Here is a 25,198-nt window from a genome sequence, read left to right as displayed (position 1 = left end):
TGGGAGCGGGCTTGCCCGCGATGGGGTCTTCACATTCAACATTATTGTCGTCTGATACTCCGCTATCGCTGGCAAGCCAGCTCCCACAGGGTTTTGCATCTGTTTCAACATCTGCATTTCAGCGCAGATTACTGTGGGTGCTGCATAAACCGCTTTCAGCTTAGCCCCATCTCTTTCCAAATCCGCAAAACCTGCCGGCGTTCGTCGGCAAACTGGTCGCCCGGTATCACCCCGGCGTCCTTCTGCAAGGCCTGCCGGTGGGCGGCGGAGCGGTAGGCCTTGTAAGCCTCGCGCAACAGACTGGCATCTTCGGCGGGCATCAGCCGTTCGTGTTCCAGCTCTTCCAGAATGCGGATGTTATCGGTCCAGCGCAGCAGCGGCGGATGGCTGTGCGACCACGCCAGGGCCGCGTATTGCACCATAAATTCAATATCGACGATACCTCCGGCGTCCTGCTTGAGGTCAAACGGCACGCCCGCATCGAAAGCGTTCGCCGCCGTGCCGGCTGCGGTGCTGCGGGTACCAAGGTTGTCGCGCATCTTGGCGCGCATCTCGCTGACTTCCTGTTGCAGTTTGGCCAGATCCCGTGGTTTGCCCAACACCTGCGCGCGGACTTTTTCAAAAGCGTGGCCAACATCCTGACTGCCCACCAGCACCCGCGCGCGCACCAAGGCTTGATGCTCCCAGGTCCATGCTTCGTTTTGCTGATAGCGCGCGAACGCGCCGAGGGAACTCACCAGCAGCCCGGAAGCGCCGGACGGCCGCAGGCGCATGTCCACTTCATACAGCTGGCCGGAGTTGGTCTGCGCTGTGAGCAGGTGGATGATCCGCTGCCCCAGGCGCGTGAAGAACTGCGCGCCGTCGATGGATTTCGGCCCGTCGGTTTCCGCCTGCGGATCGCCGTCATGGATGAACACCAGATCCAGATCGGAACCATGCCCCAATTCGATACCGCCGACTTTGCCATAACCGACAATGATGAAGCCGGGATCACACAGCGTGCCGTCGGTGCGCAGCGGCGTGCCGTACTTGGCCACAGTCTGCCGCCAGGCCAGGGCCAGCACCTGTTCGAGAATCGCTTCTGCCAGCCAGGTCAGGTAATCGCTGACTTTCATCAACGGCAGGCTGCCGGCGATTTCCGAGGCGGCGACGCGCAAGCGGTGCGCCAGTTTGAAATGGCGCAGGGCTTCCATTTGCTGCTCGAGGTCGTCCTCGGGAATTCGCGTCAGGCGTTCGCGCAACTCGGCCGCCAGTTCCGGCGCCAGCGGCGGCTTGAACAGCCGACCTTCGTTGAGCAATTCGTCGAGCAGCAGCGGGAAGCGCGTGATCTGCTCGGCAATCCACGGGCTCGCCGCACACAAGGTCAGCAGGCGGCGCAGCGCACCGGGGTTTTCCGTGAGCAACACCAGATACGCCGAACGCCGCGCCACCGCTTCCACCAGCGGCAGCACGCGCTCGAGTACCAGATCGGGATTGTCATGCTCCACCGCTTGCGCGAGCAGTCGCGGAATAAAGGCATCCAGACGTTCACGTCCCAACCGCTGCATCGCGCGCAGTTGCGGACTGCCGCGCAAACCGGCCAGCGCCTTCAGGGCTTTGCCGGCATCGGCGAAACCGCCTTCCTGCAACTGCCGGCACGCGGCCTCCTCGTCCTGTTCTTCCTCCCACAGCGGCAGCCATTCGCCACCGACCACCACTTCGCTTTCGCTGCCCTCTTCCTCATCGGGATCGGCGATCACCTGAGCGAAATGCCAGGCCACGCGCCCGCGCCAGTACATCAGCTGTTCGTGGAACGCCGACCAATCGGCGAAACCCAGCATGAAGGCGATCCGCGCCTGATCCTGAGCGCTGTCCGGCAGCATTTGCGTCTGACGGTCGGCAATCGCTTGAATGGCATGTTCGGTGTAACGCAGAAACTCGTAACCCTCGCGCAATTCGCTGACCACCGCCGGCGGCAGATAGCCCTGCCCTTCCAGCGTGCTCAGCACCTTTAATAGAGGACGCCGTTGCAGGCTCAGGTCGCGGCCACCGTGGATCAGTTGAAAGGCCTGAGCGATGAACTCGACTTCACGAATGCCGCCGGAGCCGAGCTTGATGTTGTCGGCCATGCCCTTGCGCCGCACTTCCTGCTGGATCAACTGCTTCATGGTGCGCAGCGCTTCGATCGCCGAGAAGTCCAGATAGCGCCGATAAACGAACGGCCGCAGCATGTCGAGCAACTGCGCGCCGGCAACCTGATCGCCAGCCACCACCCGCGCCTTGATCATCGCGTAGCGTTCCCAGTCGCGGCCCTGATCCTGGTAATACTGCTCCAGCGCGTTGAAGCTGAGCACCAGCGCACCAGACGATCCGTATGGACGCAGGCGCATGTCGACGCGGAAGACGAAGCCGTCGACGGTCATCGGATCGAGCGCCTTGATCAGACGCTGGCCGAGGCGGATGAAGAATTCCTGATTGTCCAGCGAGCGTTTCACGCCGACGGTTTCGCCGCCTTCGGGGTAGGCGAAGATCAGGTCGATGTCGGAAGACAGATTCAGCTCGACCGCGCCGAGTTTGCCCATGCCGAGGATGACCATCTGCTGCGGCTCACCACTGCGCCGGCCGGTCGGCGTGCCGAACTGCTCGCAGTGGCGGCTGTACAGCCATTGATAAGCCTGATCGATGGTGGCGTCGGCCATGTCCGAGAGGTCGCGGCAGGTCTGCACCAGATCGGCCTGGCGGGTCAGGTCGCGCCAGATGATCCGCACCTGATGGCGTGCGCGCTGGCGGCGCAAGGCGCGGCCGAGTTCGTCTTCGCTCTGCGCGCTGTTCGCAGCGGCGGCAATCTGTGCGCACAGCTCGCCGGGCGCAAATGCTCGATCAAGTTCGCCGGACGCCACCAGCGACAGCAACATCAAAGGGTCACGAATGCTCTGTTCAATGACAAATTCGCTGGCGGCGCTGACGCGGGCGAATTGCGCCCAGCGCTCCGGCGTCCAGTTCGACAGGCCGTGATCGTCTTCAAGGGCGGCGACGGACGTACGGAACGACTGCTCGGATCGGCTGACCAACGGCAGGAGAATGGCGGGCAGTTCGGCAAGCACGGGCAGGGTCATGGTCTATCCTTGATCGGCGTATTGAGGGCCGCTTGTAGTGAATGATGAAAACCCGCTACGTGAAGGACTGTCGAACAAAAGTTAGAAATAGCTGAAATTTCTTCTTCTTTGGCATCCAGCATCAAACTTTCACCTTATTCGGATGGAAATCGACCCGCCTTAACGATTATTCTCACAACGCAGTCGGAGGCCACAAGCCTTTCATCTGTAGTTTTACTACTCGTCTATACATTCGAAAGGCTGAAATGCCGGAAGATTTGTAGTAAAACTACACGCCGCCGGAACAACCTGTCGGCAATCCAAGAATTTTAAATCGTCTGCCCACAAGGCCAGTCGCAAACTCAGGCAACCGATTCTGGAAGCCTTTCCGCCCTGGAGCAAGCCATGCAAGACCTCGATCCCGTCGAAACCCAGGAATGGCTGGACGCCCTGGAATCGGTTCTCGACAAAGAAGGCGAAGACCGTGCTCACTATCTGATGACCCGTATGGGCGAACTCGCGACCCGCAGCGGCTCGCAGCTCCCTTACGCGATCACCACGCCTTACCGCAACACGATCCCCGTTACCCACGAAGCACGCATGCCTGGCGACCTGTTCATGGAACGCCGCATTCGCTCGCTGGTACGCTGGAACGCGATGGCCATGGTAATGCGCACGAACCTGCGAGATTCGGACCTGGGTGGTCACATCTCCAGCTTCGCTTCCAGTGCGACCCTGTATGACATCGGCTTCAACTATTTCTTCCAGGCCCCGACCGACGAACACGGCGGCGACCTGATCTACTTCCAGGGCCACACCTCGCCAGGCGTTTACGCCCGCGCATTCATGGAAGGCCGCATCACCGAAGACCAGATGAACAACTTCCGTCAGGAAGTCGATGGTCAAGGCCTGTCGTCCTACCCGCACCCTTGGCTGATGCCTGACTTCTGGCAGTTCCCGACCGTATCGATGGGTCTGGGTCCAATCCAGGCGATCTACCAGGCGCGCTTCATGAAGTACCTGGAGCACCGCGGTTTCATCCAGCCGGGCAAACAGAAAGTCTGGTGCTTCCTGGGCGACGGCGAGTGCGACGAGCCGGAATCCCTGGGCGCGATCTCCCTGGCCGGCCGCGAGAAGCTGGACAACCTGATCTTCGTCATCAACTGCAACCTGCAGCGCCTCGACGGCCCGGTTCGCGGCAACGGCAAGATCATCCAGGAACTCGAAGGCGTGTTCCGTGGTGCACAGTGGAACGTGACCAAAGTCATCTGGGGCCGTTTCTGGGACCCGCTGCTGGCCAAAGACGTCGACGGTATCCTGCAACGCCGCATGGACGAAGTCATCGACGGCGAGTACCAGAACTACAAAGCCAAAGACGGCGCGTTCGTTCGCGAGCACTTCTTCAACACGCCTGAACTCAAGGCGATGGTTGCCGATCTGTCCGACGACGAGATCTGGAAACTCAACCGTGGCGGCCACGACCCGTACAAGGTCTACGCGGCGTACCACGAAGCGGTCAACCACAAGGAACAACCGACCGTCATCCTCGCCAAGACCATCAAGGGTTATGGCACCGGTGCCGGCGAAGCGAAAAACACTGCGCACAACACCAAGAAAGTCGACGTCGACAGCCTGAAGCTGTTCCGCGACCGCTTCGACATCCCGGTCAAGGACGAGGAGCTGGAGAACCTGCCGTTCTTCAAGCCGGAGCCAAACAGCGCCGAAGCGCGTTATCTGGCCGAGCGCCGTGCCGCACTGGGCGGTTTCGTGCCACAGCGCCGCGCGCAGAGCTTCAGCGTACCGACTCCGGATCTGGACACTCTGAAAGCCATCCTCGATGGCTCGGGCGACCGTGAAATTTCCACCACCATGGCTTTCGTGCGGATCCTCGCGCAACTGGTCAAGGACAAGGAAATCGGCCCGCGCATCGTCCCGATCATCCCGGACGAAGCCCGTACCTTCGGTATGGAAGGCATGTTCCGTCAGTTGGGCATCTACTCCTCCGTCGGCCAGCTCTACGAGCCAGTCGATAAAGACCAGGTGATGTTCTACAAGGAAGACCAGAAAGGTCAGATCCTTGAAGAAGGCATCAACGAAGCGGGCGCCATGAGCTCGTTCATCGCTGCCGGTACTTCGTACTCCAGCCACAACCAGCCAATGCTGCCGTTCTACATCTTCTACTCGATGTTCGGCTTCCAGCGTATCGGCGACCTGGCCTGGGCCGCTGGTGACAGCCGTACCCGTGGCTTCCTGATCGGCGGCACCGCCGGGCGTACCACCCTGAACGGTGAAGGTCTGCAGCACGAAGATGGTCACAGCCACCTGCTGGCCGCGACCATCCCGAACTGCCGCACCTACGATCCGACCTACGGCTACGAGCTGGCGGTGATCATTCAGGACGGCATGAAGAAGATGACCGAAGAGCAACAGGACATCTTCTACTACATCACCGTGATGAACGAGTCGTACCAGCAGCCAGCCATGCCGGCCGGTGCCGAAGAAGGCATCAAGAAAGGCATGTACCTGCTCGAGGAAGACACCCGCGATGCGGCGCACCACGTTCAGCTGATGGGCTCCGGCACCATCCTGCGTGAAGTGCGTGAAGCGGCGAAGATCCTGCGTGAAGAGTTCAACATCGGCGCTGACGTGTGGAGCGTTACCAGCTTCAACGAACTGCGTCGCGACGGCCTCGCCGTAGAGCGCAGCAACCGTCTCAAGCCTGGCCAGAAGCCTAAGCTGAGCTACGTCGAAGAGTGCCTGAACGGCCGTAAAGGTCCGGTCATTGCCTCTACCGACTACATGAAGCTGTTCGCCGAGCAGATCCGTCAGTGGGTACCGTCCAAGGAATTCAAAGTCCTGGGCACCGACGGTTTCGGCCGCAGCGACAGCCGCAAGAAACTGCGTCATTTCTTCGAAGTCGACCGTCATTTCGTGGTGTTGGCAGCCCTGGAAGCACTGGCTGACCGTGGTGATATCGAACCTAAAGTCGTGGCCGAGGCCATCGTCAAGTTCGGCATCGACCCGGAAAAACGCAACCCACTGGACTGCTGAGGAGACATTTTGTGAGCGAACTCATTCGCGTACCTGACATCGGCAGCGGTGAAGGTGAAGTAATTGAACTGTTTGTGAAGGTCGGCGACCGCATCGAAGCCGACCAGAGCATCCTGACCCTGGAATCGGACAAGGCCAGCATGGAAGTGCCGGCCCCGAAAGCCGGCGTCATCAAGAGCCTGAAAGTGAAGCTGGGCGATCGTCTGAAAGAAGGCGACGAACTGCTTGAGCTGGAAGTCGAGGGCGCTGCTGAAGCGGCCCCTGCTCCTGCCGCTGCTCCTGCCAAAGCCGAAGAGAAACCGGCTGCGGCACCTGCTGCTGCCGCGCCTGCCGCTGCTCCTGCTGCCGCTTCGGTACAGCAAGTGCACGTGCCGGACATCGGTTCGTCGGGCAAGGCACAGATCATCGAGATCCAGGTCAAGGTCGGCGACAGCGTCGAAGCTGATCAATCGCTGATCACCCTGGAATCCGACAAAGCGAGCATGGAAATCCCGTCGCCTGCCGCTGGCGTGGTCAAGGCCATCAGCGTCAAGCTCAACGACGAAGTCGGCACTGGCGATCTGATTCTGGATCTGGAAGTGGCGGGTGCTGCGGCCCCAGCGGCTGCCGCTCCGGCCCAGGCTGATGCACCGGCCGCTGCCGCTGCGCCTGCTCCGGCAGCCGCGCCAGCAGCACCGGTTGCCGACAGCGTTCAGGACATCCACGTTCCGGACATCGGCTCGGCTGGCAAAGCCAAGATCATCGAAGTGTTGGTCAAGGCGGGCGATACCGTTGAAGCCGACCAGTCGCTGATCACCCTGGAATCCGACAAGGCGAGCATGGAAATCCCATCGCCTGCCGCTGGCGTGGTCGAAAGCGTTTCGATCAAGCTGGATGACGAAGTCGGTACCGGCGACCTGATCCTCAAGCTGAAAGTCAAAGGCGCGGCTCCTGCTGCTACCCCGGCTCCAGCTGCCGCAGCTCCTAGCGCTCCGGCACCTGCCGCTGCTGCTCCGGCTGCCGCTGCACCTGCTGCTGGCGCTCCTGCCGCCGCACCGGCCAAGCCGGGCGCGAAAGTTCACGCCGGCCCTGCCGTGCGTCAACTGGCTCGTGAGTTCGGCGTCGAGCTGAGCGCCGTTGGCGCCAGCGGTCCGCACGGTCGCATCCTCAAGGAAGACGTGCAGGTTTACGTCAAGGCGATGATGCAGAAGGCCAAGGAAGCCCCGGCCGCTGCTGGCGGCGCTACCGGTGGCGCGGGCATTCCGCCGATCCCGGTGGTCGATTTCAGCCGTTTCGGCGAAATCGAAGAAGTGCCGATGACCCGCCTGATGCAGGTCGGCGCTGCCAACCTGCACCGCAGCTGGCTCAACGTGCCACACGTCACGCAATTCGACTCGGCGGACATCACCGAGCTGGAAGCCTTCCGTGTTGCGCAAAAAGCCGTGGCCGAGAAGGCTGGCGTCAAGCTGACCATCCTGCCGCTGCTACTCAAGACCTGCGCGCACTTGCTCAAGGAGCTGCCGGACTTCAACAGTTCGCTGGCGCCAAGCGGCAAGGCGATCATCCGCAAGAAATACGTGAACATCGGCTTCGCCGTCGACACTCCGGATGGCCTGCTGGTGCCGGTGATCAAGAACGTCGACCAGAAGAGCCTGCTGCAACTGGCTGCTGAAGCGGCTTCGCTGGCTGAAAAAGCCCGCACCAAGAAGCTGTCGTCGGACGAGATGCAAGGCGCCTGCTTCACCATTTCCAGCCTCGGCCATATTGGCGGCACCGGCTTCACGCCGATCGTCAACGCGCCGGAAGTGGCGATCCTCGGTGTTTCCAAGGCAACCATCCAGCCAGTCTGGGACGGCAAAGCCTTCCAGCCGAAGCTGATGCTGCCACTGTCGCTGTCCTACGATCACCGCGTGATCAACGGCGCCGCAGCGGCACGCTTCACTCAGCGTCTGGGCAGTCTGTTGGGCGACATCCGCACCATCCTGCTGTAACTCAAACGGCCCTCCGGCGACGGAGGGCCGCTTGCTGCACCCTTTCGAGCGCCACACGCTCGTACCTCAACCCCGTCAATTGACGGGGCTTTTTTTGCCTGAAATAAACCGGATCGCGCCTCTTTCCTACAACCTGCGCTGACATCGGCCACAGGTCTGGTCCACTTAACGCCAATATTTTCCGCCGCTGGCCAACTAACCTCTGCTCAGGAAAGTTGCTTCAACGCGCTCCGCTTATTTAATTCTTGTTTATTAAAATCTCGAACGGAATCGATCATGTTCAAACCGACTATCGGCCCCATCGTGGGCCACACCACAACTAACGAAGTGCGCATTTTCATGCGCGGCGAACAACAGGACAAAAAACGTGTATTTGCCGGAGTTCGCGCTCGCCAGGCCGGCACGGAAAAATGGTCCAACAGCGTATTTGCACTTTTGAACCCGGCCAATGACATGTCGGGTGTACTGGTATTGCAGGATCTCGAAGCTGATTGTGAATACGAATATCAAGCCGGCTGGTTAAGTCCGATGAATCCGGTGCATACCATCGACACGGTCATTGAGTTTCCATTGCAATGGCCGCGACAGCTCTACCGCTTTCGCACCCGCACCGCGAAAGCCAGCCAGCCTCGGGGCTTTGTCGTCGGTTCGTGCCGTTATCTGCGGATTACCGCTGGCGTCGCTTCCTTGCCGCAACTGGGCGACCGAATCTTTGGCTCGATCAATCGACTGGTCGAGAACAGTCATCTACCCGTCAGCGCGGTGATCATGACCGGAGATCAAGTGTATGTAGATGATTTGAATGTCATTGCTCCGGATCGCGAAGCCAAAGACATCCTGAAGAAATATCGAACGGCATTTTCGCAACCGAATATTCAGCGACTGATGTCCAATACATCGACTTACATGATGCTCGACGATCATGAAATAGAAGATAACTGGCCTGCCAATGCCACCGCAGCGGACGAGGACTTATATCGCAACGCCATGGCCGCTTATGAACTTTATCAAGCCAGCCACAGCCCGGTTTATGCATGTAATGAGAAGGGTCAGATAGACCGGGATACGTTGAAGCATTACTGGTATCAGTTTGGCGACAGCGATATCGCCTGGTTCGTCACCGACAGCCGCACCCGACGCAACTTGTCTGAGGATGACCGGCGCATTCTCGACATCGAGCAGGAACAGGCCCTGCTGCAATGGCTGATTCATAGCCCGGCACGGGTGAAATTCGTGGTGACCAGCGTGATGTTCTATCCCGATCGCAAGTTCAACGGTGACGATGCCTGGAAAGCTTTTCCCGAGCAGCGTCTGCGCCTGCTGGAAACCATCCGCACTCACCGGATCAAGAACGTGGTGTTCGTCTCCGGCGACGTCCATGGCTCGCTGACCAGTCGCTTGAGTCACAGCGAGGACACCGATTTCGAAGTGCACACCATCGTGTCCTCGCCACTGCACAACAGCAAATTGCTGCCGTATGCCAAGGCCTCGACGTTCATCCTCGATCAACCGCTGGTGCGCACGGCAGCCGGGGATTATCGGCACGAGCTCACCAGTGCGGTGGTGAGTCAGGACAATTTTGCGCATGTGGCCGTTGAGGCTGATCAGATATTGGTCAATTACCATGACCGCGATGGCAAGAAGTTGCAGTCGATCAGTATGAAATTGCGTTGAAACACCAAAAGATCGCAGCCTTCGGCACCTCCTGTATGGCTACGCGGCGCCTGCAAGAGTTGTTCAAGGCTGCGATCTTCTGCTCATTTCAGTTGTGCACTGGAGAAATGTTCACTGCAGCCGACATATTCTTATAGCACTTGGCCTTCATCTCTCTTGTCAGTCGGTGCCGCAATGATGCAACCTTGCCGCAGCCAACAGACAAGAGGGCGAGAGCCCGGCGCATTCAGCATATTTCCAAGCGAGTTTCCTTCATGAAGAGCCAGCCCGATGCCGCCAGCCGTATGGCGGCCGAGGTAGTGACGCAGTTGCCTGTGCCCTCGCGGCTCGGCATGCTGCGTTTCGAGCGCCTGAATGAAGCCAGTTGGGCAATGCTGTTCCTCGATCCCAACTGCGAACGCCAGTTCGGCCAGCCGGCCGTCGAGCTCTGCGCGCTGGTCGGCTCGCCCTACGCCAGCCTGATGGAGCCCGAGGCGCGCTATCAACTGCACGATGCGATTCAGCAGCAGTTGAGCAAAAGCGCACATTACGTGGTGCGCTACACCCTGCACACCGCCGCCGGCGCGTTGAACATCCTCGAGCTGGGCGAAGCCTACAAACAGCACAACCGGCATTTGCTGCGCGGCTACCTGCTGGCGGTCGACGAGGTGTTCGACGAAGCCCAGGCGCTGCCTTCGGTGGATCTGGAAACCCAGAACTCGCGCCTGCAAATCGCCCTTGAGCTGAACCAGCGTGCCCAGCAGGAACAACTGCAGCATCTGGAGCGCGTGCGTGCCCAGCAGGATCTGATTCTGCTGCTCGCACGCCAGCGCTACAGCACGCACAACTCGCTGCAGGAAGCCGCCGAACTGATCACCCGCTGCGCCTGCGATATCTACGAGATCGACTGCGCCAGCCTGTGGAACCTCGAAGGCCAACGCTTGCTGCCGATCTCCGCTTACCATCGCGCGACCCAGGAATACATCCTGCCGGAGCCGATCGATATCAGCGGCTTCCCCGACTACATGGAAGCCCTGCACAGCAGCCGCGCCATCGATGCCCATAACGCCATGCACGACCCGCGCACCCGCGAGATGGCCGAGGCGATGCGTCCGCGTGACGTCAACGCCATGCTCGACGCCAGCATCCGCGTCGACGGCCAGGTAGTCGGCGTGTTGTGCCTGGAACAGACCGGCGTGACCCGCGCCTGGCAGTCCGACGAAATCGCCTTTGCCGGCGAACTGGCCGACCAGTTCGCGCAGGTGATCAACAACCACAACCGACGCACTGCCACCAGCGCCCTGCACCTGTTTCAACGCGCGGTCGAGCAAAGCGCCAACGCCTTCTTGCTGGTCAACTGCGACGGCGTGGTCGAGTACGTCAACCCGAGCTTCACCGCGATCACCCAGTACACCACCGAGGAAGTCCACGGTCAGCGCCTGTCGGAATTGCCGGCGCTGGAAAATCTCAGCGAACTGCTGTTCGACGCACCTTCGGCGCTGGCCCAGAGCAACAGCTGGCAGGGCGAGTTCAAGAGCCGCCGCAAGAACCTCGAACCGTACTGGGGCCAGCTGTCGATTTCCAAGGTCTATGGCGATAACCGTGAGCTGACGCATTACATCGGCATCTACGAAGACATCACCCAGACCAAACTCGCGCAGCAACGTATCGAGCGCCTGGCCTATACCGACAACCTGACCAACCTCGGCAACCGTCCGGCCTTCATCCGCAATCTCGATGAGCGTTTCGCCCGCGACAGCGATACGCCGATCAGCCTGTTGCTGGTGGACATCGACAACTTCAAGCGGATCAACGACAGCCTCGGTCACCAGACCGGCGACAAACTGTTGATCAGCCTCGCCCGGCGCCTGCGCAACAGCCTCAGCCCGAGTGGCAGCCTGGCGCGTTTTGCCAGTAACGAGTTCGCCGTGTTGCTCGACGACACCGATCTTGAAGCCGGGCAGCAGATCGCCAGTCAATTGCTGATGACCCTCGACAAGCCGATGTTCGTCGACAATCAGTTGATCAGCGTCACCGGCTCCGTAGGCCTGGCCTGTGCGCCGCTGCACGGCCGCGACCCGCAGACCCTGATGCGCAACGCCGGCCTGGCGCTGCACAAGGCCAAGGCCAACGGCAAACACCAGTTGCAGGTGTTCACTGAGGCGCTGAACGCCGAAGCCAGTTACAAACTGTTCGTCGAGAACAACCTGCGCCGCGCCCTCACGCAGAACGAGCTGGACGTGTTCTACCAGCCCAAGCTGTGCCTGCGCAGCGGTCGCCTGCTGGGCATGGAAGCGCTGTTGCGCTGGAACCACCCGGAGCGCGGCATGATCCGCCCGGACCAGTTCATCAGCGTCGCCGAGGAAACCGGCCTGATCATTCCGATCGGCAAGTGGATTGCTCGTCAGGCCTGCCGCATGAGCAAATCCCTGACCGCTGCCGGCCTGGGCAACCTGCAAGTGGCAATCAATCTGTCACCGAAACAGTTCTCCGATCCGGATCTGGTCGCCTCGATCGCCAACATCCTCAGGGAAGAAGCGCTGCCGGCCAGTCTGCTCGAACTGGAGCTGACCGAAGGCTTGTTGCTGGAAGCCACCGAAGACACGCATTTGCAGCTCGACCAGCTCAAACGCTTGGGCCTGACCCTGGCCATGGATGACTTCGGCACCGGGTACTCGTCGCTGAGCTATCTGAAGAAATTCCCGATCGACATCATCAAGATCGATCGCAGCTTCATCCACGAAATCCCCGACAACCAGGACGACATGGAAATCACCTCGGCGGTGATCGCCATGGCTCACAACCTGAAACTCAAGGTTGTGGCTGAAGGCATCGAAACTGCCGAGCAACTGGCCTTCCTGCGCCGGCATCGTTGCGACGTCGGCCAGGGTTACCTGTTCGACCGACCGATTCCGGGTGATGAGCTGATCAAAGCGCTCAAGCGCTATCCGCGCGGCCCGCTCTGCCTCTAACCTCGGCTTCTATGAAGATCCCTTGTGGGAGCGAGCCTGCTCGCGAAGGCGATAAAACCGTCGACATCTTCGTCGCCTGACACCCCGCTTTCGCGAGCAGGCTCGCTCCCACAGTTTTGATAGTGCGAATTCCGGCATCATTCGGCACACTGGCGGTCTGACTTTTTACCTCCAACCTGACTGAGAGGAACGCTCATGGTTCTGCGCTCGGAAATTCTGGTGAACAAAAACGTGCTTCCAACCAAAGAACAAGCCCTGCCCGGCCGCGAAACCGCGATGACCCTGCCGGAAAAACACTTCGTCTTCGAAGACACCCCGCTGCTCGGTCCATTCTTTCAGGACGTCGACTTCGCGATTTTCGGTCTCGGTTGCTTCTGGGGCGCGGAGCGGCGCTTCTGGCAGCGCGAAGGCGTGGTCAGCACCGTGGTTGGTTACGCCGGCGGCTTCACGCCGAACCCGACGTACGAAGAAGTCTGCTCGGGCCTGACCGGCCACGCCGAAGTGGTATTGGTGGTGTATGACAAGGCCCAAGTCAGTTACGAAGAACTGCTGGCGATGTTCTGGGAACTGCACAACCCGACTCAGGGCATGCGTCAGGGCAACGACATCGGCACTCAGTACCGCTCAGTGATCTACGCCACCACCCCGGAGCAACTGGATGCGGCACTGAAAAGCAAAGACGTGTATCAGGCGGAACTGGCCAAGGCCGGTCTGGGTGAAATCAGCACCGAGATCGACCAGGCCCCGACCGTGTACTTTGCCGAGGCCTATCACCAGCAGTATCTGGCGAAGAATCCTGAAGGTTACTGCGGGATTGGCGGCACCGGTGTGTGCATGCCTGCGAGCCTGGCGGGCAACTAACCCCGCCTGATCGTTCCCACGCTCTGCGTGGGAATGCAGCCTGGGACGCTCCGCGTCCTGACAGCGGACGCAGAGCGTCCATTGAGGCATTCCCACGCGGAGCGTGGGAACGATCGCTCGGCGATCAGCTCTCGGCAATCAACCAATCCATCTGCCAGCCACCCTGGGTCTGCCCAAGCTTCTTCGACAACCACGGCAGCAGCTCACGCAGTTCTTCCTCCAGCCCCCACGGCGGATTGGCGATCGCCAGCCCGGAACCGTTCAGGCAGTTCGGCGTATCCAGCGGATGCACCAGCAGCTCCACACGCAGCAACTTCGGTGCACCCGTGCCTGCCAGGTCCTGATAGAAACGCCGCAGTGCACGCTGATCCTTCACCGGATACCAGATCGCAGCCACGGTCTGGCGCATGCGGCCGATGGCTTCTTTCATCGACGCCGCGCAGCGCTGCATCTCGTCCAATTGCTCGAACGGCGGATCGATCAGCATCACCGCGCGCTTCTCCTGCACCGGCAACATCGCCCGCGCCACGTGCCAGCCCTCGCCCAAATGGACCTTCACCCGACGATCGCCAGCCATATTGTCCTTGAGCAGCACGCCATCTTCCGGGTGCTTCTCATTGAGCATCACCCGATCCTGCGGCCGCGTCAGGCGCCGCGCCAGCTCGGGCGAACCCGGGTAATAGCGCAACTGGCCATCCGGGTTCATCTCGTGCAGCACCTTCATGTAATCAGCGGTCAGCGCCGGCAGGTCCGGCTGATCCCACAACCGCGCAATGCCTTCCAGATACTCGCCGGTACGATTGGCCTGATCGCCCTGCAAGTCATACAGACCGATGCCGGCGTGCGTGTCGAGATAGGCAAACGGCTGCTCCTTGCGCGACATCAGAGCGATGAGGCGGGTCAAGGTCAGGTGTTTGAACACATCGGCGTGATTGCCGGCATGGAAGGCGTGACGATAATTCATGGCTGCTCCTGCGAAGGGCGCAAAGTTTACCTTTTACCGGGCGGCAAGTCAGGGGTTCGCAGCCGAGTGGACAAACGCCTGTCCCTCACCCTAACCCTCTCCCGAAGGGAGAGGGGACTTACGGTGGCGATCTTGCGAGTTACATCGACCTGAATGATCGACGTGATCTCAGGCTTGGCCAAACGAAGTTCACCGCTGAAGTCGCAGGTCGGCGTACAACACCAAGACAACTCGGTCAGTCCCCTCTCCCTCTGGGAGAGGGCTAGGGTGAGGGGCTTTGCTTTTATGGCGTTAAACTGGCTAACCATCAACGACAGGAAGTCAAAAATTCATGCGATATCTGATCATCTGTTTACTCGGCCTTCTTAGTCCATACCTCGCCCTTGCCGACGAAACCCACATTGAACAGGCACGCCAGACACTAAAGAACTACGGGCTGAGCCACTGCATCCTGAAGCCATTCAACGAACGCTCAGCGCTGGAAAAAGACATTGCACTGTCCGCCAATGCCTATTCGTTCATGGGCAAAAGCATGCATACCATCCTGCAAAATGAAGACACGCTGCAGGTGCTGCACGATCCCTATAAAGAAACCCGAAACTACGTGTTGGCGGCTTACGAGCAGACACCTTCAAACAGCAAATACTCGAATGAAAAAGTAGTGTTTCTTGGGTGCCTGCATGTCTACAACTCCGAGGCGTTCAACATTTTTATCAAAACTCAGGATGCGTACATTTCCGACCGACGCGTTGATATCTATTAACGATCTTTTGATCTTTTTCAGGCGGGCATGCTGCGCAAGCGTCTGCCGATGACATCGAGCACATCACAGCCATCGCGCAATGGGATGGCGCACAGCAGGGCGAAGTCGCTGAGGATCACGGAGTCGCATTCGATCGAGCCGCGCATGCACATGTTTTCCAGGACCTGGACCACGGCGCGGATGCGATAGTTGGCGGCATCCATGAGGATGTCGAGGGGCACGTGGGTGTCGACGAACAGGCTGGGCATGTCGCTGCAATTGCCGGTGAGGGCCATGAAGCGGTTGTCGGGGTGAGGCGTGATTTTTTCGTAGGGTGGATCAGTATGCATATTGGTCATTTTCCGGGTCCCATGATTGATAAACGTGAGCCGCCATCACACCTTCCTACGGGTTAGGGTGGCAGCTGTGCGCAGGAGTAGGAACCGAGCAATCATGGACCTCGGCCACGCCGAAGCGTGCCCCACGCACAGCCGCCGCGAACGATCTTACGGACTTGAACCAAGTGCCGCAAAAAGCCAACGAACTGTAACGTCATGAATGCGGGGATCCTTCACCCTGCCACCGCTCTCGCGGCGACAACGAAAAGACTATCCCTGCAACTCACCACGCACCAGTTCATGAAAACCGCCGTGATTCGAAGGAAACGTCCGAAGCGTTTGCCCCGAAATTTCACTCTGCCTCTGCCAGCAAAAACTCCAGAAGCGCCGATCGTGACGAATCTTCCGACATCGATAATTTGAAAAACTGCCCGACCTTGCAGCGCAGGACCGCCTCGGGAAACGCCTCGAACACCGCCGGTTGCTCCTCGCTCAGCCATTGCAAAGCATTGGCGATGCGTACGCTTGCATCAGTCTGCGCCAACAGCGATTGCGGCACGCTCCACCACGGAAAGACTCGCCCCGAAACCAGCGCACGCCCCCCGATTTCAATGGTTTGGCCATTGATCAAGGCTCGTGAAACGACTGGCAGCCATTGCGCGGGAATGACCTCGTCAGACTGCAAAAGAGGCAGCAAAAACCGACCATCCCAAAAGCGGAAAAACACCGCTTTACCGTCCGGCATCAGCACTTGAGTCAGGCTGCGGAAATGTTCGACCAGCACTTCCAGATCTGCCGAAGACACCGCCAACCATCCCCAATCCCGGGATTCTGTTTCCGCCACCCAACGTAAAAACTCACTGTCTGCAGCGACAATTCCCACATAGGGCATCACCGCGTCCCACTCGGCATAAATGGTCTCGGCCCAGACTGGATTCGCTGTGCCCTGCCAAGCTTTGAATGCATTGGCGTCGCTGGCGCGGCTGAAAATGGCGAACAGTTGCTCCGACGCATGCAGCGGCTGCCGTGCCAGCCATTGTTCGGGTGTCAATTCCTCACGCTGCACAAACACCATCCTTACAACGCTCACACTCTTCGCAGAAAGGCGCATCACCTTTGAGACTCATGATCTGTGCAGCGGTGAGAATCGCCGCCGGCGCAGCGACCAGTTTCTCTGGCAAGCCCGGCACCACCGGTGCCGCACTCGTTGCCGCCATCGGCGCGCCGCCCACAACAATTGGCACGCTGCTGAAAATTCCGCCGGGACCAATGTTGATCCACTGTCCCCCGGCCTGAATCGTCGCGCTCGCGCCGCCATCAATGACCACTTGCTGGCCTGCGCTGATATGGATCTGCGCCGAGGCGCTGGTGGCCTGGCTGTTCACCCGAACCTGCTGATCGCCGAGCACGGACAAATGATCATCCTGCCTGACTTCGGTCTGGCGCTGGCCGTGGGTGATGCGTTGCTCGTCGGCCTTGAGTTCATGGCGGGCGGTGCCGGTGACCACCACACTGCGCTGATTATCGACCTGCAGCTGCTGGTCGTTGAGCACATGCTGGGTCCAGTTACGCTGGGCACGCAGGTAGATTTCCTCGGCGCCTTTTTTGTCCTCGATGCGCAGTTCGTTATAACCGCCACCGCCTGGGCTGCTCTGGCTGCGGAAGATACTGCGGGTCTTGTCTGCCGGCAGATCCAGCGGCACCGGGGTCGCCGCATTGGGCAGACAACCCATGACCAGCGGCTTGTCGGCATCGCCATCCATGAAGCCGACGAGCACTTCCATGCCGACTCGCGGAATCAATACGCTACCGTAGTGATCATGAGCCCAACCGGTCGCAACGCGCAGCCAGCAACTGGAGTGCTCGTTCAATTCGCCTTCGCGGTCCCAGGCCAGTTGCACTTTGACCCGGCCGTATTCGTCGCAATGGATTTCCAGATCTTTCGGGCCGGTGACCACGGCAGGTTGGTAGCCCGACATGCGCGGTTTTTCCGGGCACAGCGCCGGACGAAAGACCACGTCCCACGGCGTGGCGACGAAAGTATTGCGGTAGCCCTGGAAGGATTCGCCATCGCTGGTCACCGATTCCTCAAGCACCTGCGGCTGGCGGCCGCGATGCTCGACACAGGTGAGCAACCACAGATCATTCCAGTCGCTGCGCGGATGCTCGGTGAGTTGCAGAAAATGCCCGCAGACCAGTGAGGATTCGTCGCTGCTGCCCTCGGCCTGACGGTAATCGGCAACGTGCCGTTCAAGCGCACGGCGCGTCAGGTGTCTGCCGGTTTCGCGATCGTTGAATTGGCCCGGAAAGAGGTAGTCCTCCAGCACCGGACGCTGCTCGCCGTCACTGCGACTTTCCAGCGACAGGCGTGGTTTTTCGAAGTTGTAGTCGCGCCGGGTGACGACGCTGGTGCGGGTTTCCACGCGCACGTTGAACCGTTGAATCGCCGGCGCGCCCGCCGACATGCCGCTGCCCGGCAGATACAACGTTGGCGCGGGCAGCTTGGGGAACACGGTCTGGTCGTCGCCGAATACCAGCAAATGGCCTTCGGGGCTGTGTTGAAAGTGGTAATGAATGCCGACTTCGGCACACAGACGCTGGATGAAGGCCAGATCGCTTTCGGCGTATTGCACGCAGTATTCGCGCTCCGGGTATTCGCTGCCCAGGCGAAATTCAAAGGCATCGCGCAGGATCGAATGGTCCTTGAGGATCTGCGTGACAATTTGCGGCACGTTCTGATGCTGAAAAATCCGCTGGTTGATGCGATGCCCCAGATACGTCAGACGCGGGACAAGGCTGAGGTGATAGCGTGTCAGACGTTTCCCGGAATCGCCCTGCCCGACCTGATAAATCTGACCATGAATACCGCAACCCTGAGCATCGAAACTCAGAAACGCCTGACCATGCAGCAGGCTTTCCAGATCCAGGTCCGGCCGCTCGCTGACCAGTTCCAGCTCGAAGCGAAAGGGTTGGCTGATGGCTTCCCTGCCCGTGAACTCAAGGACCTTGAGGTCATGCTGGGCGCCTTCGAGGGTCAACGTGAAACGCGGTTGATTGGCAGGCGCGAACATCCGATGTCTCTCTGCAGTGTGAGGGCGGGCGATTCTGCATGAGGGGCAAGGGGTGATGAGCAGGTGACGGGAAATTCAGATTTGCCCTACGTGGTTTGCTGAAAGGACCTTTAGAAATTAGCACTTTGACTACAGACATTCCTTCAAGCCGGTCAGTGTCCCTGTGGGAGCTGGCTTGCCAGCGATGAGGTCGGCACATTCAACTTATCGCTGACTGACACACCGTCATCGCTGGCAAGCCAGCTCCCACAGGGTTCTCCAGTGTTGTTGAAGAATCACAGGCAACAAAAAACGGCCCGCCTCCGGTAGGAAACGAGCCGTTTTCATTTGAGCCGAAGCTCAGTCCATCACTTGTTCAGATGGAAATCTTTTTCCGCTGCCTCGAAACGCTCAACCATGCCGCGAGTCGGTTCACCCGCCTTGCTGACAAAGTAGATGGCCAGGCTGGCGAAGATGAAGCCAGGAATGATTTCGTACAGACCCAGCAGTTCGAAATGCTTCCAGACCACCACGGTGATCGCGCCGACCAGAATGCCGGCCAGTGCGCCGTTGCGGGTCATGTCTTTCCAGACGACCGAGATCAGCACCACCGGTCCGAACGCAGCACCGAAACCGGCCCAGGCGTAGGACACCAGGCCCAGTACGCGGTTTTCCGGGTTGGCAGCCAGCGCGATAGCGATCAGGGCTACCAGCAGCACCATGGCACGACCGACCCAGACCAGTTCCAGTTGCGAAGCGGACTTGCGCAGAAAGGTCTTGTAGAAGTCTTCGGTCAGGGCGCTTGAGCACACCAGCAACTGGCAGCTCAGGGTGCTCATTACCGCAGCCAGAATGGCCGACAGCAGCACACCGGCAACCCATGGGTTGAAGAGGATTTTCGCCAGTTCGATGAACACGCGCTCCGGGTTCTCGGTGACCGGACCGGCCACTTCCGGGTGCGCCGAGAAGTAAGCGATACCGAAGAAGCCCACCGCCACGGTGCCGCCCAGGCACAGGATCATCCAGGCCATGGAAATGCGACGCGCCTTGGCGATCGACTTCACCGAATCCGCCGCCATGAAACGCGCGAGGATGTGCGGCTGGCCGAAGTAGCCCAGACCCCAACCCATCAGCGAGATGATGCCGATGAAGGTGGTGCCTTTGAGCATGTCGAAGTTGCTCGGATCCTGCGCTTCGATGGCCAGGAACGTGGTATCGACGCCGCCGGTGGCCAGCAGGACGATGATCGGCGTAAGGATCAGCGCGAAGATCATCAGGGTCGCTTGTACGGTGTCGGTCCAGCTCACCGCGAGAAAACCGCCGACGAAGGTGTAAGCAATGGTCGCCGCAGCACCGGCCCACAGCGCCGTCTCGTAGGACATGCCAAAGGTGCTTTCGAACAGACGCGCACCGGCGACGATGCCGGAGGCGCAGTAGATGGTGAAGAACACCAGAATCACCACCGCCGAGATAATCCGCAGCAAGCCGCTTTTATCTTCGAAACGGCTGGAGAAGTAGTCCGGCAGAGTCAGTGCATCGCCGTTGTGCTCGGTCTGCACCCGCAGACGGCCGGCGACGAACAGCCAGTTCAGGTAGGCACCGACGATCAGGCCGATGGCGATCCAGCTTTCGGACAGACCGGACATGTAGATGGCGCCCGGCAGGCCCATCAGCAACCAGCCGCTCATGTCGGAGGCACCGGCAGACAGCGCGGTGACGACGCTGCCGAGGCTGCGACCACCGAGAATATAGTCAGAAAGGTTGTTGGTGGAGCGATAGGCCATCAAGCCGATCAGCACCATTGCTGCGATGTAGATCACGAATGTGATCAGGGTTGGATTGCTTACGCTCATTGAGTTACGCCCTGGCTTTGTTTTTATGTAGCGGCGGTAGTGAACCGCTCGCAAACGACGACGTTTGGCAGACGATCCGGGATCCCGCGCATTTAAGACTGATGTTTCCCCAGGAAAGCCATCAGCCGGTACACCGGGTTATTCCCGGTTGCACCTTGGCGGCGAATGCTATGCAACAAAGCAAATAAGGTGCAACCAGTTTCGCGAGAATTAGTTGCACCCAGTCGGATTAATCGACGATCACCCCGTTTTTGCTCCCTTTTGTGGCAGTCACGCCTCTTTGCTAGAAGCAAAAGCACCAAGCAGGAGCAGCACTTTCGTACCAGAAATTATTTCCTGACGAGCTGCGTATTATTCCGGCAAAAAAAGGGTTGCACCCGGTTGCACCTCATTCAGCGCACGGCTAATCTTGCGGCCAGCTGATGCCACGCAACTGTGGCAACCATGAGGATAAAAATATGGCTACCACCACCCTTGGGGTCAAACTCGATGACCCGACCCGCGAGCGCCTGAAGGCTGCCGCAACCTCGATTGATCGCACGCCGCACTGGCTGATCAAGCAGGCAATTTTCAATTACCTGGAAAAACTCGAGGGTGGTGCAACCCTGACCGAGTTGAACGGTTTGACCGCCAAAGACGCCGATGACGCGGGCGAAGTGCAGACCGATCACGCTCACCAATGCTTCCTCGAATTCGCTGAAAGCATCCTCCCGCAATCGGTACTGCGCGCTTCGATCACCGCTGCTTACCGCCGTCCTGAGCCGGAAGTGGTGCCAATGCTGATCGAGCAGGCGCGCCTGCCGGCCCCGATGGCCGAAGCCACCAACAAGCTCGCGGCGACCATCGCAGAAAAACTGCGCAACCAGAAGAGTGCCGGTGGTCGTGCCGGTATTGTTCAGGGCCTGCTGCAGGAATTCTCCCTGTCGTCCCAGGAAGGCGTGGCGCTGATGTGCCTGGCCGAAGCGCTGCTGCGCATCCCGGACAAAGGCACCCGCGATGCGCTGATCCGCGACAAGATCAGCACCGGCAACTGGCATCCGCACCTGGGCAACAGCCCTTCGCTGTTCGTCAACGCTGCGACCTGGGGTCTGCTGCTGACTGGCAAACTGGTCTCCACCCACAACGAAGCCGGCCTGACTTCGTCGCTGAGCCGCATCATCGGCAAGAGCGGCGAGCCGATGATCCGCAAGGGCGTCGACATGGCCATGCGCCTGATGGGCGAGCAGTTCGTTACCGGCGAAACCATCGCCGAAGCACTGGCCAATGCGAGCAAGTTCGAAGCCAAAGGCTTCCGTTACTCCTACGACATGCTCGGTGAAGCGGCACTCACTGAAGTCGACGCGCAAAAATACCTGGCCTCGTACGAACAAGCGATCCACTCGATCGGCAAAGCGTCCCACGGTCGTGGAATTTATGAAGGCCCGGGCATCTCCATCAAGCTCTCGGCGCTGCACCCGCGCTACAGCCGTGCGCAGTACGAGCGCGTGATGGACGAGCTGTATCCGCGCCTGCTGTCGCTGACCCTGCTGGCCAAGCAATACGACATCGGCCTGAACATCGACGCCGAAGAAGCCGACCGCCTCGAGCTGTCGTTGGATCTGCTTGAGCGCCTGTGCTTCGAGCCGCAGCTGACTGGCTGGAACGGCATCGGTTTCGTCATCCAGGCTTACCAGAAGCGTTGCCCGTACGTGATCGACTACGTGATCGATCTGGCCCGCCGCAGCCGCCATCGCCTGATGATCCGCCTGGTAAAAGGCGCGTACTGGGACAGCGAAATCAAGCGCGCCCAGGTTGAAGGCCTGGAAGGCTATCCGGTCTACACCCGCAAGGTGTACACCGACGTTTCCTACATTGCTTGCGCACGCAAACTGCTGTCGGTGCCGGAAGTCATCTACCCGCAATTCGCCACCCACAACGCCCACACCCTGTCGGCGATCTACCACATCGCCGGTCAGAACTATTACCCGGGCCAGTACGAGTTCCAGTGCCTGCACGGCATGGGCGAACCGCTCTACGAACAGGTTGTAGGCAAGGTTTCCGAGGGCAAGCTGAACCGTCCGTGCCGCGTGTACGCACCGGTCGGCACCCACGAAACCCTGCTGGCGTACCTGGTGCGTCGTCTGCTGGAAAACGGCGCCAACACTTCGTTCGTCAACCGTATCGCCGACCAGTCGATTTCGATTCAGGAACTGGTGGCCGATCCGGTGGCGCAGATCGAGCAGATGGCCACCGTGGAAGGTGGTTTCGGCCTGCCGCACCCGCGCATTCCGCTGCCGCGTGACCTGTACGGTGCCGAGCGCGCCAACTCGAGCGGCATCGACATGGCCAACGAACATCGTCTGGCCTCGCTGTCCTGCGCCCTGCTCGCCACCGCGCACAACGACTGGAAAGCCGCGCCGATGCTCGGTTGCGCGTCCAGCAACGAAACGCCGGTCGCCGTGCTGAACCCGTCCGATCACCGCGATGTGGTCGGTCATGTTCAAGAAGCTACCGTTGAAGATGTCGACAGCGCCATTCAATGCGCGCTGAACGCCGCGCCGATCTGGCAGGCCACCCCGCCGGCCGAACGTGCGGCGATCCTGGAACGTGCCGCTGACCTGATGGAAGGCGAGATCCAGCCGCTGATGGGCCTGCTGGCTCGCGAAGCCGGCAAGACCTACGCCAACGCCATCGCCGAAGTCCGCGAAGCCGTCGACTTCCTGCGTTATTACGCGGTGCAGGCGCGCAACGATTTCAGCAACGACGCCCACCGCCCACTGGGCCCGGTGGTGTGCATCAGCCCGTGGAACTTCCCGCTGGCAATCTTCAGCGGCCAGGTCGCTGCGGCATTGGCTGCCGGTAATCCGGTACTGGCCAAACCGGCCGAGCAGACTCCGCTGGTAGCGGCTCAGGCTGTGCGCCTGATGCTCGAAGCCGGCATCCCGGAAGGCGTGCTGCAACTGCTGCCGGGGCGCGGTGAAACCGTCGGCGCCGGTCTGGTCGGTGACGAGCGCGTCAAAGGCGTGATGTTCACCGGTTCCACCGAAGTCGCGCGCTTGCTGCAACGCAACATCGCTGGCCGTCTCGACAGCCAGGGCCGTCCGATTCCGCTGATCGCCGAAACCGGTGGCCAGAACGCGATGATCGTCGATTCCTCGGCTTTGACTGAACAAGTCGTGATCGACGTAGTGTCGTCGGCCTTCGACAGCGCCGGTCAGCGCTGCTCGGCGTTGCGCGTGCTGTGCCTGCAGGAAGATTCCGCCGATCGCGTCATCGAAATGCTCAAGGGTGCCATGGCCGAAAGCCGTCTCGGCAACCCCGAGCGTCTGTCCGTGGACATCGGTCCGGTGATCGACGCCGAAGCCAAGGCCGGCATCGACAAGCACATCCAGGGCATGCGCGACAAAGGTCGCAATGTTTACCAGGTTGCGATTGCCGACAGCGAAGAGATCAAGCGCGGCACCTTCGTCATGCCGACCCTGATCGAGCTGGAAAGCTTCGACGAACTGCAACGCGAGATCTTCGGCCCGGTACTGCACGTGGTGCGCTACAAGCGCAAAGAGCTGGATCAACTGATCGGTCAGATCAACGCCTCCGGTTACGGCCTGACGCTGGGCGTGCACACGCGCATCGACGAGACCATCGCCAAGGTGATCGACAACGTCAACGCCGGTAACGTCTACGTCAACCGCAACATCGTCGGTGCCGTGGTCGGCGTGCAGCCATTCGGCGGCGAAGGCTTGTCGGGTACTGGCCCGAAAGCCGGCGGCCCGCTGTATCTGTACCGTTTGCTGTCGACGCGTCCTAGCGACGCCATCGAGCAATCCTTCGCTCGCGGTGACGCCATCGTCGCCCCGGACGTGCGCTTGCGCGATGCCATGAGCCAATCGTTGAACGCTCTGAAAGCCTGGGCCGACAACAACAAGTTCGCCGATCTGAGCACCCTGTGCGTGCAATACGCAGCACAATCGCAGAGCGGCATCACCCGCGTGCTGGCTGGCCCGACCGGCGAGAAAAACAGCTACGCCATCCTGCCGCGCGAGCACGTGCTGTGCCTGGCGGAAGTTGAAGGTGATCTGCTGACGCAACTGGCGGCGGTGCTGGCAGTGGGCGGTTCGGCGGTGTGGCCGGAAACCGAGCTGACCAAGGCGTTGCTCGCCCGTCTGCCGAAGGAAGTCCAGGCGCGGATCAAACGCGTTGCCGACTGGAACAAGGACGAAGTGGTCTTCGATGCCGTGCTGCATCACGGCCACTCCGACCAGTTGCGCGGCGTCTGCCAGCAGATCGCCCAGCGTGGCGGCGCGATCGTTGGCGTTCAGGGACTGTCCCAGGGCGAGACCAACATTGCCCTGGAGCGCCTGGTGATCGAGCGGGCATTGAGCGTTAACACGGCTGCTGCTGGAGGCAATGCCAGTCTGATGACGATCGGTTAAACCGCTGTAAGTCCAGGCGACTGCAATGGTTGCCTGGTAAGCAATACCCTCCGGCAGCGAGCCTGCTCGCGAAGACGGCGTTTCAGTCGACATCAATGTTGCCTGAACCACCGCTTTCGCGAGCAGGCTCGCTTCCACAGAAGATCAAAAGATCGCAGCCTTCGGCAGCTCCTACAGGGAAACGCATTCCAAATGTAGGAGCTGCCGAAGGCTGCGATCTTTTGCTTCTGCATCACTCTCATCAATCATCCTATCCAG

At 60.1% G+C, this 25,198-nt stretch carries 14 protein-coding genes; 7 read left to right on the top strand and 7 right to left on the bottom strand.

Annotated elements, in window-relative coordinates:
- Window positions 1-155: 155 nt before the first annotated feature.
- Both glnE and KVG87_RS26040 read right to left on the bottom strand, forming a co-directional pair.
- Window positions 156-3,095: a bifunctional [glutamate--ammonia ligase]-adenylyl-L-tyrosine phosphorylase/[glutamate--ammonia-ligase] adenylyltransferase gene (glnE, locus tag KVG87_RS13565; RefSeq protein WP_217851124.1), complete on the bottom strand. Its 2,940-nt coding sequence runs from the start codon at window positions 3,093-3,095 to the stop codon at window positions 156-158.
- Window positions 3,092-3,217: a hypothetical protein gene (locus KVG87_RS26040; protein WP_256205860.1), complete on the bottom strand. Its 126-nt coding sequence runs from the start codon at window positions 3,215-3,217 to the stop codon at window positions 3,092-3,094. The genes glnE and KVG87_RS26040 overlap by 4 nt, the downstream gene beginning before the upstream one ends.
- A 262-nt stretch (window positions 3,218-3,479) precedes the next feature.
- Here KVG87_RS26040 and aceE point away from each other — a divergent pair, with 262 nt between their 5' ends.
- The 5 genes from aceE (at window position 3,480) to msrA (ending at window position 13,581) form a co-directional block, all read left to right on the top strand.
- The gene (gene aceE / locus KVG87_RS13560) at window positions 3,480-6,125 is read left to right on the top strand and encodes a pyruvate dehydrogenase (acetyl-transferring), homodimeric type (RefSeq protein WP_041477616.1); all 2,646 of its coding nucleotides are present in this window, start codon (window positions 3,480-3,482) and stop codon (window positions 6,123-6,125) included.
- Window positions 6,126-6,136: 11 nt separating this feature from the next.
- Complete coding sequence (gene aceF / locus KVG87_RS13555) at window positions 6,137-8,095, top strand: dihydrolipoyllysine-residue acetyltransferase (protein WP_217851122.1); 1,959 nt, start codon at window positions 6,137-6,139, stop codon at window positions 8,093-8,095.
- A 276-nt stretch (window positions 8,096-8,371) separates the two neighbouring features.
- Window positions 8,372-9,769 carry an alkaline phosphatase D family protein gene (locus KVG87_RS13550; RefSeq protein ID WP_217851120.1) on the top strand — a complete coding sequence of 466 codons (1,398 nt, stop codon included), beginning with the start codon at window positions 8,372-8,374 and terminating at the stop codon, window positions 9,767-9,769.
- A 254-nt stretch (window positions 9,770-10,023) separates the two neighbouring features.
- A complete protein-coding gene (locus KVG87_RS13545) occupies window positions 10,024-12,720 on the top strand; it encodes a putative bifunctional diguanylate cyclase/phosphodiesterase (protein ID WP_217851118.1) in 2,697 nt (898 codons plus the stop codon).
- 195 nt (window positions 12,721-12,915) lie between these two features.
- Window positions 12,916-13,581: a peptide-methionine (S)-S-oxide reductase MsrA gene (gene msrA / locus KVG87_RS13540; protein ID WP_076565295.1), complete on the top strand. Its 666-nt coding sequence runs from the start codon at window positions 12,916-12,918 to the stop codon at window positions 13,579-13,581.
- Between the two features lie 124 nt (window positions 13,582-13,705).
- Here msrA and KVG87_RS13535 read toward each other — a convergent pair whose 3' ends face one another.
- Window positions 13,706-14,545 carry a 23S rRNA (adenine(2030)-N(6))-methyltransferase RlmJ gene (locus KVG87_RS13535; protein WP_217851116.1) on the bottom strand — a complete coding sequence of 280 codons (840 nt, stop codon included), beginning with the start codon at window positions 14,543-14,545 and terminating at the stop codon, window positions 13,706-13,708.
- A 331-nt stretch (window positions 14,546-14,876) separates the two neighbouring features.
- Here KVG87_RS13535 and KVG87_RS13530 point away from each other — a divergent pair, with 331 nt between their 5' ends.
- On the top strand, window positions 14,877-15,308 hold the full coding sequence (locus KVG87_RS13530; protein WP_217851115.1) for a T6SS amidase immunity protein Tai4 family protein: 432 nt from the start codon (window positions 14,877-14,879) through the stop codon (window positions 15,306-15,308).
- A 17-nt stretch (window positions 15,309-15,325) separates the two neighbouring features.
- On the opposite strand, the gene KVG87_RS13525 is transcribed toward KVG87_RS13530, so the two are convergent.
- The 4 genes from KVG87_RS13525 to putP all read right to left on the bottom strand — a co-directional run bounded on the left by KVG87_RS13525 (window position 15,326) and on the right by putP (window position 20,528).
- The gene (locus KVG87_RS13525) at window positions 15,326-15,646 is read right to left on the bottom strand and encodes a hypothetical protein (RefSeq protein WP_217851114.1); all 321 of its coding nucleotides are present in this window, start codon (window positions 15,644-15,646) and stop codon (window positions 15,326-15,328) included.
- Between the two features lie 331 nt (window positions 15,647-15,977).
- Window positions 15,978-16,700, bottom strand: a complete 723-nt coding sequence (locus KVG87_RS13520) for a DUF4123 domain-containing protein (RefSeq protein ID WP_225930886.1) — start codon at window positions 16,698-16,700, stop codon at window positions 15,978-15,980.
- Window positions 16,681-18,696: a type VI secretion system Vgr family protein gene (locus KVG87_RS13515; RefSeq protein WP_217851112.1), complete on the bottom strand. Its 2,016-nt coding sequence runs from the start codon at window positions 18,694-18,696 to the stop codon at window positions 16,681-16,683. Before KVG87_RS13515 ends, KVG87_RS13520 begins: the two co-directional genes overlap by 20 nt.
- Before the next feature lie 347 nt (window positions 18,697-19,043).
- Window positions 19,044-20,528, bottom strand: a complete 1,485-nt coding sequence (putP, locus tag KVG87_RS13510) for a sodium/proline symporter PutP (protein WP_217851111.1) — start codon at window positions 20,526-20,528, stop codon at window positions 19,044-19,046.
- Window positions 20,529-20,986: 458 nt separating this feature from the next.
- Here putP and putA point away from each other — a divergent pair, with 458 nt between their 5' ends.
- Window positions 20,987-24,940 (top strand): trifunctional transcriptional regulator/proline dehydrogenase/L-glutamate gamma-semialdehyde dehydrogenase, encoded by a 3,954-nt coding sequence (gene putA, locus KVG87_RS13505; protein WP_217851110.1) that lies wholly within the window; start codon window positions 20,987-20,989, stop codon window positions 24,938-24,940.
- Window positions 24,941-25,198 lie beyond the last annotated feature (258 nt).

The sequence above is a fragment of the Pseudomonas siliginis genome (assembly GCF_019145195.1).
Classification (GTDB): Bacteria; Pseudomonadota; Gammaproteobacteria; order Pseudomonadales; family Pseudomonadaceae; genus Aquipseudomonas; species Aquipseudomonas siliginis.
Note: the sequence above shows the minus strand (reverse complement) of the source record. Positions and strands in the feature narration are given on the sequence as shown.

What these genes read in the sequence shown, in the direction of transcription:
- KVG87_RS26040 (WP_256205860.1), bottom strand. Translation starts at nt 3,217, where the DNA reads ATGCTGGATGCCAAAGAAGAAGAAATTTCAGCTATTTCTAACTTTTGT.
- glnE (WP_217851124.1), bottom strand. Translation starts at nt 3,095, where the DNA reads ATGACCCTGCCCGTGCTTGCCGAACTGCCCGCCATTCTCCTGCCGTTG.
- KVG87_RS13550 (WP_217851120.1), top strand. Translation starts at nt 8,372, where the DNA reads ATGTTCAAACCGACTATCGGCCCCATCGTGGGCCACACCACAACTAAC.
- putA (WP_217851110.1), top strand. Translation starts at nt 20,987, where the DNA reads ATGGCTACCACCACCCTTGGGGTCAAACTCGATGACCCGACCCGCGAG.
- KVG87_RS13525 (WP_217851114.1), bottom strand. Translation starts at nt 15,646, where the DNA reads ATGACCAATATGCATACTGATCCACCCTACGAAAAAATCACGCCTCAC.
- KVG87_RS13515 (WP_217851112.1), bottom strand. Translation starts at nt 18,696, where the DNA reads ATGTTCGCGCCTGCCAATCAACCGCGTTTCACGTTGACCCTCGAAGGC.
- KVG87_RS13535 (WP_217851116.1), bottom strand. Translation starts at nt 14,545, where the DNA reads ATGAATTATCGTCACGCCTTCCATGCCGGCAATCACGCCGATGTGTTC.
- KVG87_RS13530 (WP_217851115.1), top strand. Translation starts at nt 14,877, where the DNA reads ATGCGATATCTGATCATCTGTTTACTCGGCCTTCTTAGTCCATACCTC.
- KVG87_RS13545 (WP_217851118.1), top strand. Translation starts at nt 10,024, where the DNA reads ATGAAGAGCCAGCCCGATGCCGCCAGCCGTATGGCGGCCGAGGTAGTG.
- putP (WP_217851111.1), bottom strand. Translation starts at nt 20,528, where the DNA reads ATGAGCGTAAGCAATCCAACCCTGATCACATTCGTGATCTACATCGCA.
- msrA (WP_076565295.1), top strand. Translation starts at nt 12,916, where the DNA reads ATGGTTCTGCGCTCGGAAATTCTGGTGAACAAAAACGTGCTTCCAACC.
- aceE (WP_041477616.1), top strand. Translation starts at nt 3,480, where the DNA reads ATGCAAGACCTCGATCCCGTCGAAACCCAGGAATGGCTGGACGCCCTG.
- KVG87_RS13520 (WP_225930886.1), bottom strand. Translation starts at nt 16,700, where the DNA reads ATGGTGTTTGTGCAGCGTGAGGAATTGACACCCGAACAATGGCTGGCA.